Genomic DNA, 13,226 nt, shown 5'->3' on the forward strand with positions numbered 1-13,226 from the left:
CCGCCTCCGCCGAGGGGGCGTCCGCCGCGTCCGTGCCGGCCCTGCGCCGGGTGGCACTGGCGGGCTCGACCGGGTCGATCGGCACGCAGGGCCTGGAGATGATCGCCGCAGCCCCGGAGCGCTTCGCCGCCGTCGCGCTCGCCGCGGGCGCGAACGTGCAGCTGCTGGCCGAGCAGGCCGTGGCCACCGGCGCGGAGGCCGTCGGCGCGGCGTCTGCCACCGAGGAGCAGGTGCGCTCCGCGCTGGCCGCGGCCGCCGCCCGGGCCGGTGCCCCCGTTCCGGACCCCGAGGTGTTCGTCGGGCCCGAGGCCGCCGAGCGGATCGCCGCCTGGCCCAGCGCGGACACCGTGCTCAACGGCATGACGGGCTCCATCGGCCTGCGGCCCACCCTGGCCGCCCTGCACGCCGGCCACCGCCTGGCCCTGGCCAACAAGGAGTCCCTGATCGTCGGCGGCGCGCTGGTGAAGCAGGCCGCCGCGCCCGGGCAGATCGTCCCGGTGGACTCCGAGCACTCCGCCCTGGCCCAGGCGCTGCTGGGCGGCACCCCCGCCGAGGTCCACCGCCTGGTGCTCACCGCCTCCGGCGGCCCGTTCCGCGGCCGCACCCGCGCCGAACTCGAGCACGTGACCCCCGCCGAGGCGCTGGCCCACCCGACCTGGGACATGGGCCGGGTGGTCACCACCAACTCCGCCTCCATGGTGAACAAGGCGCTCGAGGTGATCGAGGCCCACCTGCTCTTCGACGTGCCGCTGGAGAAGATCGACGTGGTGGTCCACCCGCAGTCCGTGGTGCACTCCATGGTCGAGTTTGTGGACGGCTCCACCCTCGCCCAGGCCTCCCCGCCGGACATGCGTCTGCCGATCGCGCTCGGCATGGGCTGGCCCCACCGGGTGCCCGGAGCCGCCTGCGGCTGCGACTGGACACAGGCGACCTCCTGGACGTTCGAGCCGCTGGACGAGGAGGCGTTCCCGGCCGTCGCCGCCGCGAAGGCCGCCGCCGCGGCCTCGCCCACCCACATGGCCGTGTTCAACGCGGCGAACGAGGAGGCCGTGGACGCCTTCCACGACGGGCTGCTCTCCTTCCCCGCGATCGTGGACACCGTCCGCGCCGCGGTGGACTCCTACGACCCCGCCGCCGTCCCCGGCGTGGGGGAGGAGCTCACCGTGGAGTCCGTGCTGGCGGCCGAGGCGTGGGCCCGCGAGGCCGCGCGCGGACGGTGGTGAGCATGGAGATCCTCTGGTTCGTGGTCGGCGTGCTGGCCATGGCGGTCGGCCTCGCCGCCTCCATCGCCCTGCACGAGGTCGGCCACCTCGTGCCCGCCAAGCTCTTCGGCGTGCGCGTCACGCAGTACATGATCGGCTTCGGCAAGACGATCGTCTCCTGGCGCCGCGGGGAGACCGAGTACGGCTTCAAGGCCATCCCGCTCGGCGGCTACGTCTCCATGGTGGGCATGCTGCCGCCGCCCAAGGACGGGCAGGCGGCCCGCACCGCCTCCACCGGACTGGTCCAGCAGATGGGCCAGCTGGCCCATGACGCCCGCACCCAGGCCGCCGAGGAGCTCACCGCCGCCGACGAGGGCCGCCAGTTCATCCAGCTGCCGGTGTGGAAGCGCATCGTCATCATGCTCGGCGGCCCGTTCATGAACCTGCTCATCGCCCTCGTGCTCATGACCGTCCTGGTCATGACCGTCGGCACGGCGACCCCCACCACCACGGTCTCGGAGGTCTTCCGCTGCGTGGTGACCTCGCAGGAGCAGCAGTCGCGCGCCGAGGCCGGCCAGGCCGAGTGCCGTGACACCGACCCGGTGGCCCCGGCCCACGCCGCCGGCCTCGAGCCGGGGGACACCGTGACCAGCTTCGACGGGCAGCCGGTCCACACCTGGGACGAGCTCTCCGCCGCCATCCGCGCCCGCGCGGACCAGCCCACCGCCATCGAATGGACCCGGGACGGGCAGGCCATGTCCGGCACCCTGACCCCGCGCCTGACCGAGCGTCCCGTCACCGACGCCCTCGGCCGCCCCGAGCGTGCCCCGGACGGCACCGCCAAGACCGAGCAGGTCGGGTTCATCGGCATGGGCTCGCGGATCGAGAACGTGCGCGGCACCCCGCTGGACGCCGTCGAGCAGGTCGGCGTGCAGATCCACGGCGTCGTGGACGTCGTCCTGGTGCTGCCGCAGCGCCTCTGGGACACCGCCGTCGCCGTGGTCACCCCGGTCGAGCGCGACCCGAACGGCCCCATGTCCGTGGTGGGCGTCGGCCGCATCGCCGGGGAGGCCGCCGCCCTCGAGGACGTGCCCCTGCAGGACAAGGGGGCGCTGCTGCTGTCCCTGCTGGCCAGCGTGAACATCGCCCTGATGGTGTTCAACCTCATCCCGCTGCTGCCCCTGGACGGCGGCCACGTGGCCGGCGCCCTCTGGGAGAAGCTGCGCCGCGGGTTCGCGAAGCTCACCGGACGCCCGGACCCCGGCCCGTTCGACCTGGCCACCATGCTCCCGCTCACCTACGTGGTCGGCGCGGCCATGCTCGCCATGGGCGTCATCCTCATCGTCGCGGACATCGTCAAGCCGATCCGGCTCTTCTGAACCGGCCCCGCACCCGAAGTGCGCCGCCGGTGCAGGGCGGGCTGCCGTCGTCGTGAGGCCGCCGGAGGGACACGGAGAGGCGAGGGTCACCCGGGGCCTGCCCTGCGGCCCCACAGCCCCTAGGATGGGTGGGCGCGGTCCCGCCGGGCCGCGCCAGTGAAACACCCCAGCCGCGTCTGAACTCTTAGGAGCCGAAGTGCCCGTCAGCCTTGGAATGCCGTCCGCCCCGCCGCCCGTGCTGGCCCCGCGCCGGCAGACCCGGCAGATCCAGGTCGGCTCCGTGGGCGTCGGCTCGGACCACCAGGTGTCCGTGCAGTCGATGACCACCACCAAGACGCACGACATCGGCGCGACCCTGCAGCAGATCGCCGAGCTCACCGCCGCCGGGTGCGACATCGTGCGCGTGGCCTGCCCGACCGACAAGGACGCCGCGGCGCTGAAGGTGATCGCGCAGCAGTCCACCATCCCGGTCATCGCGGACATCCACTTCCAGCCGAAGTACGTCTTCGCCGCGATCGAGGCCGGCTGCGGCGCCGTCCGCGTCAACCCGGGCAACATCAAGAAGTTCGACGACAAGGTCAAGGAGATCGCCCAGGCCGCCTCGGACCACGGCACCTCCATCCGCATCGGCGTCAACGCCGGCTCCCTGGACCCGCGCCTGCTGAAGAAGTACGGCAAGGCCACCCCGGAGGCCCTCGTCGAGTCCGCCGTCTGGGAGGCCTCCCTGTTCGAGGAGCACGGCTTCAAGGACTTCAAGATCTCCGTGAAGCACAACGACCCGGTGATCATGGCCCGCGCCTACGAGCTGCTCGCCCAGGAGGGCGACTGGCCGCTGCACCTCGGCGTGACGGAGGCCGGCCCGGAGTTCCAGGGCACCATCAAGTCCGCCACCGCCTTCGGCTACCTGCTCGGCCAGGGCATCGGAGACACCATCCGCGTCTCCCTCTCCGCCCCGCCGGTGGAGGAGGTCAAGGTCGGCCTGCAGATCCTGCAGTCGTTGAACCTGCGCGAGCGCAAGCTCGAGATCGTCTCCTGTCCGTCCTGCGGACGCGCCCAGGTGGACGTGTACACGCTGGCAGACGAGGTCACCGAGGGCCTGAAGGACGTCACCGTCCCGCTGCGCGTGGCCGTCATGGGCTGTGTGGTGAACGGTCCGGGCGAGGCCCGCGAGGCCGACCTCGGCGTGGCCTCCGGCAACGGCAAGGGGCAGATCTTCGTCAAGGGAGAGGTCATCCGCACCGTGCCGGAGGACCAGATCGTGGAGACCCTCATCGAGGAGGCCCGCCGCATCGCCGCGGAGATGGGCCTTGAGGAGGACGGCGGTGACGACGCCGCAGCCGGCGCCCCGGTGGTCAGCGTCCACTGACCTGGACGTCCGGGCCGCCACCGGCGGCGCCGCCCGGCTCCTGACCGACGCCGACACCCCGCAGGTGGCGGAGCTGGCCGACGCGGACCCGGTGGCGAACGTCTTCGTCGCCTCCCTGCTGCAAGCCGGGCGCCGCACCGGGCCGCGGGGCCGCACGGCCGCCACCTGCTTCCTGGGCGTCGCGGACCCCGACGACGGCCCCGCCGCTGCATTGCGAGCGGTCGCCTGGGTCGGGTCGAACGTCGTGCCCCTGGCGATCCCGGGTGCCGCCCGCCACGCCCTCACCCTGGGCCGGGCCGCCGCCGCACTGCGGCGCCGCTTCGGCTCCCTCTACGGGCCGGCGGACCAGGTGCTCGGCATCGAGGCGATGCTCGCCTCCCACGGACACCGGCCCCGCTCCGTGCGCCCGGACCAGCCGCTCATGGTGGCCCGCGGACCGGGCACGGTGCTGCCCAGCCCGACGCTGCGGCAGGCACAGCCGGCGGACCTGGACACGGTGCTGCCGGCCTCCGCGGCGATGTTCGAGGAGGAACTCGGCTTCTCCCCGCTGCGCCAGGGCGCGGCGTCCTACCGGGACCGTGTCCACCGGCTCATCCAGGCCGGGCGCGTGCTGATCGAGTCGGGGGAGGACGACGGCCAGGCGCCCGGGCGGATGCCGCTGTTCAAGGCGGACCTCGGCGTGCTCAGCACGGACTGCGTGCAGGTGCAGGGGGTCTGGGTGCGCCCGGACCGTCGCGGCGAGGGGCTGGCGGCACCGGCCATGGCGGCCGTGGTGCAGTACGCCGCGCGCACCGCCGACCATGTGAGCCTCTACGTCAACGCCTACAACGAGCCGGCCGTGCGCACCTACGCGCGGGTCGGATTCGAGCAGGTCGGCACCTTCGCCACGGTGCTGTACTGACCGGACGGGCGATAGGATCGCCCGGAGAATCCCTCGCCCGGAGAACGGGCGCTCCGACCGCACGACTCGAAGGAGTCCCACGCATGGCACTGCGCATGTCCACCCTGTTCCTGCGGACCCTGCGCGACGACCCGGCCGAGGCCGAGGTCGCGAGCCACAGGCTGCTCGTCCGCGCCGGCTACATCCGGCGCGCCGCCCCCGGCATCTACACCTGGCTGCCGCTGGGCCTGAAGGTGCTGTCCCGGGTCGAGCGCATCGTGCGCGAGGAGATGGAGGCGATCGGCGGCCAGGAGGTCCACTTCCCGGCCCTGCTGCCCCGCGAGCCCTACGAGGCCACCGGCCGCTGGGACGAGTACGGCGACGGCGTCTTCCGTCTCAAGGACCGCAAGGAGGCCGACTACCTGCTGGCCCCCACCCACGAGGAGATGTTCACCCTCCTGGTGAAGGAGCACTACTCCTCCTACAAGGACCTGCCGGTGTACCTGTACCAGATCCAGGCGAAGTACCGCGACGAGGCCCGTCCGCGCGCCGGGCTGCTGCGCGGCCGCGAGTTCGTCATGAAGGACTCCTACTCCTTCACCGTGGACGACCAGGGCCTGCAGGAGGCCTACGACGCGCACCGTGCCGCCTACCTGCGGATCTTCGAGCGGCTCGGCCTGGAGGTCGTGCCTGTGCAGGCGACCGCCGGCGCCATGGGCGGCTCGCGCTCCGAGGAGTTCCTGCACCCCTCGCCGATCGGCGAGGACACCTACGTCGAGTCCCCGGGCGGCTACCGCGCCAACGTGGAGGCCGTGACCTCCGTGGCCCCGGATCCGCTGTCCGAGGAGGCCATGGCAGCGCTGCCGGCCGCCGAGGTCAAGGACACCCCGGTCTCCACCACCATCGCCGCCCTCGTGGACGTGGCCAACGACCTCGCCCCGCGCGAGGACGGCCCCTGGACCGCGGCCGACACCCTCAAGTGCGTCGTGCTCACCGCCGTCCTGGACGGCGACGAGCGCCGCCAGTTCGTGGTGGCCGTCCCCGGCGACCGCGACGTGGACCTCAAGCGCCTCGAGGCGTCCGTGGGCGAGGCCCTGGGCGTGCACGGCGAGCCGACCGTGGAGGCCGCCACCGAGGCGGACCTGAAGCGTCACCCTTCCCTGGTCAAGGGCTACATCGGCCCCGGTGAGGGTCCGGACGGACGGAAGGTCCTCGGGGCCGAGGACTCGGTCTCCGGGCTCACCTTCCTCGTGGACCCCCGCGTCGCTGCCGGCACCACCTGGATCACCGGAGCCAATGCGGACCAGAAGCACGTGTTCGGCCTCGTGGCCGGCCGCGACTTCACCTGGGACGGCGTGGTCGAGTCGACCGTCGTCCGCGAGGGCGACGCCTCCCCGGACGGCACCGGCGCCCTGACCACCCGCCGCGGCATCGAGATGGGTCACATCTTCCAGCTGGGCAGGAAGTACGCCGAGGCCCTGGACCTGAAGGTCCTGGACCAGAACGGCAAGCAGGTCGTGGTGACCATGGGCTCCTACGGCATCGGCGTCACCCGCAGCGTCGCCGCGATCGCGGAGACCTACCACGACGACAAGGGCCTGGTCTGGCCGCGCGCCGTCGCCCCGGCCGACGTGCACGTGGTGGTCGCCGCCAAGGGCGCCGACGCCTTCGCCTACGCCGAGCAGCTCACCGCGCGGCTCGAGGAGGCCGGCCACACCGTGCTGCTGGACGACCGCACCAAGGTCAGCCCCGGCGTGAAGTTCAAGGACTTCGAGCTCATCGGCATCCCGACCGCCGTCGTGGTCGGCCGTGGCCTCACCGAGGGGCTGCTCGAGCTCAAGGACCGCGCCACCGGCGAGACCCGCGAGGTCTCGGTGGACGAGGTCGTGGCGGCCGTGTCCGCCGTCGTCGCCGCCGACTCGGAAGCCTGAACGCGGTGGACCTGTTCGGCCCGGTCGAGCTCACCGTCGGCCTGCTGCTGATGGTGGTGCTCGCCGGGCTGGCCGCCGGATGGATCGACGCCGTCGTCGGCGGCGGTGGGCTGCTGCAGCTGCCGGTGGTCATGCTCATCCCGGGCCTGACGCCGGTGCAGGCGCTGGCCACCAACAAGATGGGGTCGGTGTTCGGCACGGCCACCTCCGCCGCCACCTACGTCCGCCGCGTCAGACCGGACCTGCGCACGGCCGCCGCCACCGCCGCGGTGGCCCTGGCCGCCAGCTTCGGCGGGGCGCTCGTGGCCGCCGTGCTGCCGGCCGCCGTCATCCGCCCCGTGATCCTCGTGGCCCTCGTGGGCGTCGCCGTGTTCACCGCGGTGCGTCCCCAGCTCGGTCACTCCCAGCAGCTGAAGTTCACCGGCGCCGCCCACCTGGTGCGTGCGCTGCTCATCGGCCTGGTGATCGGCTTCTACGACGGCGTCCTGGGCCCGGGCACCGGCACGTTCCTGATCATCGCGCTGGTCACCGTGCTCGGCTACGACTTCCTCCACGGCTCGGCCACCGCGAAGATCGTCAACCTCTGCACGAACCTCGGCGCGCTGGCCTTCTTCCTGCCCCAGGGGCACGTGGTCCTCGGCATCGGACTGGTCCTGGGCGTCTCCAACCTGCTGGGCGGGTACATCGGCGCCCGCATGGCGATCGCCCGCGGCTCCGGGTTCATCCGCGTGGTCTTCCTCGTGGTGGTCGCCGCGCTCATCCTCCGCCTGGGCTGGGACACCCTCGCCCCGCTGCTGGGCTGATCCGGCGCCGGCGGCCCCTGCACCGTGTCCGGCTGGTGCGGGTACAGTGTCCAGGTCCCCGCTCCGGCCGCCCGGGCCGGAACGGAGCCGAGAAGGTGAGGAGTGCACAGCCGTGCAGGAGCAGAACCAGTCCGCCGCCGGGTCGCCGCAGCAGGCCCTCGAGCAGATCGTGGCCGCGGCCGTGGAGCCGGAGGGCTTCGTGGTGGAGAAGGCGGTCGTCGTCGGTGCCGCGGATGTGCCCACCGTCCAGGTGACCCTGGACCGCGCCCGCGGCGCCGAGGGCGTGGACATGGACGCCGTGGCCCGCCTGTCGCGCCTGGTCTCCGCCGCCCTGGACGACCACGGTGAGTCCGTGCCCGGCGTGGGCACGGGGGAGTACCTGCTCGAGGTCTCCTCGGCCGGCGTCGGCCGTCCGCTCACCGAGCGCCGACACTGGGCACGGAACGTCGGCCGGCTCGTGGAGGTCTCCGTGGACGGTGCCGCCCCGATCACCGCCCGGGTGCTCGAGGTCGGTGCGGACGGCGTGGAGCTCGCCGAGCACCGACCCGGCGCGAAGAAGGGCATGCCGGCCAAGACGCTGGCCCCCGTCCGCGTCCCGTTCGCACAGCTCGGCACCGGAGCCGTCCAGGTAGAGTGGGGCGGAAGTCAGCAGTCCACCGGCGCCGCCCGTGACGGGAAGGGCCCGGCAGATACGACGGAGGCATAAGTGGATATCGACATGAGCGCGCTGCGCATGCTGGAGAAGGAGCGGGAGATCCCGCTGGACAAGCTCGTCCCCACCATCGAGCAGGCGCTGCTGACGGCATATCACCGTACGCCGGGCGCCGTGAAGCAGGCCCGCGCGGAGATCGACCGCAAGTCCGGACGCGTGACCATCTGGGCCACGGAGGTCGAGGAGGACGGCACCGCGATCGGCGAGTTCGACGACACTCCGAACGGCTTCGGCCGCATCGCCGCCTCCACCGCCCGCCAGATCATCCTGCAGCGGCTGCGCGACGCAGACGATGAGAGGGTCCTCGGCGAGTTCCGCGGCAAGGAGGGCGAACTCGTCTCGGGCGTCATCCAGCAGGGCAACAACGCCCGCATGATCCAGGTGAACCTCGGCACCCTCGAGGCCGTCCTGCCCCCGCCGGAGCAGGCCCCGGGCGAGGACTACCGCCACGGCCGCCGCCTGCGCGCCTACGTGGTCTCCGCGGTCCGCGGAGCGAAGGGCCCGTCCGTGACCCTGTCCCGCTCCCACCCAAACCTCGTCCGTAAGCTCTTCGAGCTGGAGGTCCCCGAGATCGCCGACGGCGCCGTGGAGATCACGGCGCTGGCCCGCGAGGCCGGCCACCGCACCAAGATGGCGGTGAAGGCCACGCGTGCGGGCATCAACGCCAAGGGCGCCGCGATCGGCGAGATGGGCACCCGTGTCCGCGCCGTCATGACGGAGCTGAACGGCGAGAAGATCGACATCGTCGACTACTCGGACGATCCGGCGACCATGATCGCCAACGCGCTGTCCCCGGCGAAGGCCGTGTCCGTGGAGATCGTGGACGAGGCCGCCCACTCGGCCCGCGTCGTGGTCCCGCAGCACCAGCTGTCCCTCGCCATCGGCAAGGAGGGCCAGAACGCCCGCCTCGCCGCCAAGCTGACCGGATGGCGCATCGACATCGTCGGTGACGGGGCGGAGCCCGATCCGGCCTGAGCCCGCACCGCACGCGAGCCTCCTGCAGGTGGCCCCGCTGTGACGACCCGCACACGAGGATGTGTGCGGGCCGTCGTCCTGATGTGTGACGGCACCCCGGAGGGCGAGAATCCGCCGCGGACGCGCTAGACTCGTAGAGGTCCACCTTCGGGCACCCCTGTAGGCAGGGGTTCGTCCCCCGCAGTGCAGAGGAGTCCCGCATGACGTCGCAGACGCCCGTGCGGACCTGCATCGGGTGCCGGGAGAAGGCGGATCAGACAGAGCTGGTGCGCGTGGCCCTGGACCGCAGCACGGACCCCCCATCCGTGCAGTGGGACGAGGCACGTCGGCGCCCCGGCCGCGGTGCGTGGGTGCACCGCGACCCGGAGTGTGCGGCACGCGCCCTCGCCCGCGGCGGCTTCGCCCGGTCCTTCCGGACCCGGGTGGACACCGCCGCCCTCGAGGAGGCGCGCCGGCTGACGAGACAAGAAGACGAAGGCGGGTCAGAGATCTGATGCGTACCCGATGAGCACTGAAGCATGAGTGCCCAACGATGAACATCACCCCCTGCTGTCAGGCAGGCCGTGCGGCGTCGACCATGATGCGCGCCCCGGTCTGGGACACCATCGACGGCCTCAAGGCGGACTGAACGAGGACCACATCTGTTCCGTTCGGCCCCGCTGAGGAGGCCAGAACAGGAGAAACGTGGCCAAGGTCCGCGTCCACGAGCTCGCCAAGGAGCTCGGCATCCCTTCCAAGGAGGCCTTGAGCAAGCTCAAGGAGCTCGGCGAGTTCGTCAGCTCGGCCTCCTCCACGATCGAGCCCCCGGTCGTGAAGAAGCTCCGCAACGCCTACGCCGGCTCCGCGCCGGACGGCGATGCCAAGAAGTCCGCTGCGAAGCCCGCGGCCGGAGCCACCAAGCCGGCGGCCGCCCCGCAGGCCCCTGCTTCCTCGGCGCCCAAGCCGGGTGCCGCCGCCCCGAAGCCCGGTGCCCAGGCCCCCCAGGCCAGCACGCCGAAGCCGGGTGCCCCGACGCCGGCCTCCTCGGCTCCGAAGCCGGGTGCAGCCGCCCCCAAGCCGGGTGCACCGAAGCCGGGTGCGCCGACGCCGGCTTCCTCGGCTCCGAAGCCGGGTGCAGCCGCTCCGAAGCCGGGTGCACCGAAGCCCGGTGCCCCGAAGCCGGGAGCCCCGCGTCCGGGCAACAACCCGTTCACCTCGAAGGCCGGCTCCGCCGGTCCGCGTCCGGGCGCCCGTGGCGGCCGCGGCGGCCCGCGCCCCGGAAACAACCCGTTCTCCTCCAACCAGGGCATGCGCTCCGGCCGTGAGGACCGCGCCCCGCGTCCGGGCGCCCCGCGCCCGGGCGGCCCCCGCCAGGGTGCCGGCGCCGGCGGTCCGCGTCCGGCCGCAGGCGGCCCCCGTCCGGGTGCCCCGCGTCCGAACCCGGGCATGATGCCCAAGCAGATCACCCCGGCCCCGGCCCCGTCTCGCGGCGGTGGCCGCGGACGTCCGGGCGGCGGCCCCGGCCGTCCCGGCGGCTTCGGCGGCCGAGGCCGCGGCAACGCCCAGGGTGCCTTCGGCCGTGGAGGCGGCCCGCGCAAGGGACGCAAGTCCAAGCGCGCGAAGCGCCAGGAGTTCGAACAGCAGCACACCCGCGAGATCGGCGGCGTGAAGATCCCCAAGGGCGACGGCAACACCGTGCTGCGCCTGCGCCGGGGCGCTTCGCTCGCCGACTTCGCCGAGAAGATCCGCGCGGACGTCGCGGACCTGGTGAAGGTGCTGTTCACCCTGGGCGAGATGGCCTCGGTGAACCAGTCCCTCGACGAGGACACGTTCCAGCTGCTGGGCGAGGAGCTCGGCTACAAGGTGCAGATCGTGTCCCCGGAGGACGAGGACAAGGAGCTGCTGGAGGCGTTCGACATCGACCTCGAGGCCGAGGAGGCCGAGGAGGACGACGAGGACCTCGAGCCGCGTCCGGCCGTCGTGACCGTCATGGGCCACGTGGACCACGGCAAGACCCGCCTGCTCGACGCCATCCGCTCCTCGAACGTCATCGAGGGCGAGGCCGGCGGCATCACCCAGCACATCGGCGCGTATCAGGTGCCGGTGGACCATCAGGGTGAGCAGCGCCGTCTGACCTTCATCGACACCCCGGGCCACGAGGCGTTCACCGCCATGCGTGCCCGCGGTGCCAAGGTCACCGACATCGCCGTGCTCGTGGTCGCCGCGGACGACGGCGTCATGCCGCAGACCGTGGAGGCCTTGAACCACGCGCAGGCCGCCGACGTGCCGATCGTCGTTGCCGTCAACAAGATCGACAAGGACACCGCCGCCCCGGACAAGATCCGTGGCCAGCTGACCGAGTACGGCCTGGTGCCGGAGGAATACGGCGGAGACACGATGTTCGTCGACGTGTCCGCCCGCCAGAACCTGCACATCGACCAGCTGCTCGAGGCCGTCCTGCTCACCGCGGACGCCGCCCTGGAGCTCAAGGCCAACCCGGACAAGGACGCCCGCGGCGTCGCCATCGAGGCCAACCTGGACAAGGGGCGCGGCGCCGTGGCGACCGTCCTGGTCCAGACCGGCACCCTGCGTGTCGGCGACACCATGGTCGTCGGCTCCGCGCACGGCCGCGTCCGAGCCATGTTCGACGAGAACGGCGAGGCCGTGCAGGAGGCACTGCCCTCCCGACCGGTCCAGGTCCTGGGCCTGTCCGCCGTGCCGCGCGCCGGTGACTCCTTCCTGGTGACCGACGACGAGCGCACCGCCCGGCAGATCGCCGAGAAGCGCGAGGCCGCCGAACGCAACGCCCAGCTGGCGAAGCGCCGCAAGCGCATCACCCTGGAGGAGTTCGACCAGGCGGTGGCCGAGGGCAAGCTGGACACCCTTAACCTCATCATCAAGGGCGATGCGTCCGGTGCCGTCGAGGCGCTCGAGGACTCGTTGCTCAAGGTCGATGTGGGCGAGGACGAAGTGCAGCTGCGCGTCATCCACCGCGGTGTGGGTGCGATCACCCAGAACGACGTCAACCTGGCGACCGTGGACAACGCCATCATCATCGGCTTCAACGTCCGTCCCGCCGAGCGCGTGGGCGAGCTGGCCGACAAGGAAGGCGTGGACATGCGGTTCTACTCGGTGATCTACGACGTGATCGACGACATCGAGGCCGCCCTGAAGGGCATGCTCAAGCCGGAGTACGAGGAGGTCGGGCTCGGCTCGGCCGAGATCCGCGAGGTGTTCCGCTCCTCCAAGTGGGGCAACATCGCCGGCTCTCTCGTCCGCTCCGGTCTCATCCGCCGCAACGCCCAGGCCCGCCTGGTGCGCGACGGCGTGGTGGTGGCCGACAACCTCAAGATCGACTCACTGCGCCGCTTCAAGGATGATGCCACCGAGGTCCGTGAGGGCTACGAGTGCGGCATCGGCCTGGGCAGCTTCAACGACATCAAGGAAGGCGACGTCATCGAGACCTTCGAGATGCAGGAGAAGCCGCGCGACTGACCTGCGCCCCGCGCAGGGACGTCACCGCAGTCCCAGGAAGGAAGTGAGCTCATGGCCGATCCGGCACGTGCAGCCAAGCTGGCCCAGCGCATCAAGGTCATCGTGGCCGAGGCGTTGCGGCGCAGCGTGAAGGACGACCGGGTGGAGCCGGTGACCGTGACGGAGGTCCGCGTGACCAACGACCTCCAGCACGCCACCGTGTACTACACCGTGCTGGGCGACGACGACGCCGTCGCCGCCGCCCACCAGGGCATCCAGGACAATCGGGGGATCCTGCGCCGCGAGGTCGGCAGGAACCTGACGATCCGCCTGGTGCCCACCCTTGAGTTCGTCGCGGACACCGTCCCCGAGGCCGCCGCCCACCTCGAAGAGGTGCTGCGTGCGGCCCGGGAGCGGGACGCCGAGATCGCCAGGTCCAGCGAGGGCGCCGCCTTCGCCGGCGAGGAGGATCCGTACCGCCACGCGGACGAGAACGACGACGAGCGCGCCTGAGGTCCCACCGAC

General features: G+C 72.3%; 11 protein-coding genes. All 11 read left to right on the top strand.

Annotated elements, in window-relative coordinates; genetic code table 11:
• The first annotated feature begins 98 nt into the window (after positions 1 to 98).
• The 11 genes from dxr to rbfA all read left to right on the top strand — a co-directional run bounded on the left by dxr (position 99) and on the right by rbfA (position 13,214).
• Positions 99 to 1,223, top strand: a complete 1,125-nt coding sequence (gene dxr, locus CEQ11_RS05400) for a 1-deoxy-D-xylulose-5-phosphate reductoisomerase (RefSeq protein WP_255397939.1) — start codon at positions 99 to 101, stop codon at positions 1,221 to 1,223.
• A 2-nt stretch (positions 1,224 to 1,225) separates the two neighbouring features.
• Positions 1,226 to 2,581, top strand: a complete 1,356-nt coding sequence (locus CEQ11_RS05405) for an RIP metalloprotease (RefSeq protein ID WP_193762990.1) — start codon at positions 1,226 to 1,228, stop codon at positions 2,579 to 2,581.
• Positions 2,582 to 2,795: 214 nt separating this feature from the next.
• Positions 2,796 to 3,947 carry a flavodoxin-dependent (E)-4-hydroxy-3-methylbut-2-enyl-diphosphate synthase gene (ispG, locus tag CEQ11_RS05410; protein WP_070638445.1) on the top strand — a complete coding sequence of 384 codons (1,152 nt, stop codon included), beginning with the start codon at positions 2,796 to 2,798 and terminating at the stop codon, positions 3,945 to 3,947.
• Positions 3,904 to 4,848, top strand: coding sequence for a DUF4081 domain-containing GNAT family N-acetyltransferase (locus CEQ11_RS05415; protein WP_088477983.1), 945 nt, complete (start codon positions 3,904 to 3,906; stop codon positions 4,846 to 4,848). The genes ispG and CEQ11_RS05415 overlap by 44 nt, the downstream gene beginning before the upstream one ends.
• A gap of 83 nt (positions 4,849 to 4,931) precedes the next feature.
• A complete protein-coding gene (locus CEQ11_RS05420) occupies positions 4,932 to 6,758 on the top strand; it encodes a proline--tRNA ligase (RefSeq protein WP_088477984.1) in 1,827 nt (608 codons plus the stop codon).
• A 50-nt stretch (positions 6,759 to 6,808) separates the two neighbouring features.
• Complete coding sequence (locus tag CEQ11_RS05425) at positions 6,809 to 7,561, top strand: TSUP family transporter (protein ID WP_067189842.1); 753 nt, start codon at positions 6,809 to 6,811, stop codon at positions 7,559 to 7,561.
• Positions 7,562 to 7,673: 112 nt separating this feature from the next.
• On the top strand, positions 7,674 to 8,267 hold the full coding sequence (gene rimP, locus CEQ11_RS05430) for a ribosome maturation factor RimP (protein WP_227718753.1): 594 nt from the start codon (positions 7,674 to 7,676) through the stop codon (positions 8,265 to 8,267).
• Positions 8,268 to 9,248: a transcription termination factor NusA gene (gene nusA, locus CEQ11_RS05435; protein ID WP_088477985.1), complete on the top strand. Its 981-nt coding sequence runs from the start codon at positions 8,268 to 8,270 to the stop codon at positions 9,246 to 9,248.
• Positions 9,249 to 9,448: 200 nt separating this feature from the next.
• Positions 9,449 to 9,742, top strand: coding sequence for a YlxR family protein (locus CEQ11_RS05440; protein ID WP_088477986.1), 294 nt, complete (start codon positions 9,449 to 9,451; stop codon positions 9,740 to 9,742).
• A gap of 190 nt (positions 9,743 to 9,932) precedes the next feature.
• Positions 9,933 to 12,722 (top strand): translation initiation factor IF-2, encoded by a 2,790-nt coding sequence (gene infB / locus CEQ11_RS05445; RefSeq protein WP_088477987.1) that lies wholly within the window; start codon positions 9,933 to 9,935, stop codon positions 12,720 to 12,722.
• A 51-nt stretch (positions 12,723 to 12,773) separates the two neighbouring features.
• Complete coding sequence (rbfA, locus tag CEQ11_RS05450; protein ID WP_088477988.1) at positions 12,774 to 13,214, top strand: 30S ribosome-binding factor RbfA; 441 nt, start codon at positions 12,774 to 12,776, stop codon at positions 13,212 to 13,214.
• Positions 13,215 to 13,226: the final 12 nt, after the last annotated feature.

It is taken from the genome of Micrococcus sp. FDAARGOS_333 (assembly GCF_002206575.2).
In the GTDB taxonomy this organism is placed as follows: Bacteria; Actinomycetota; Actinomycetes; order Actinomycetales; family Micrococcaceae; genus Micrococcus; species Micrococcus lylae.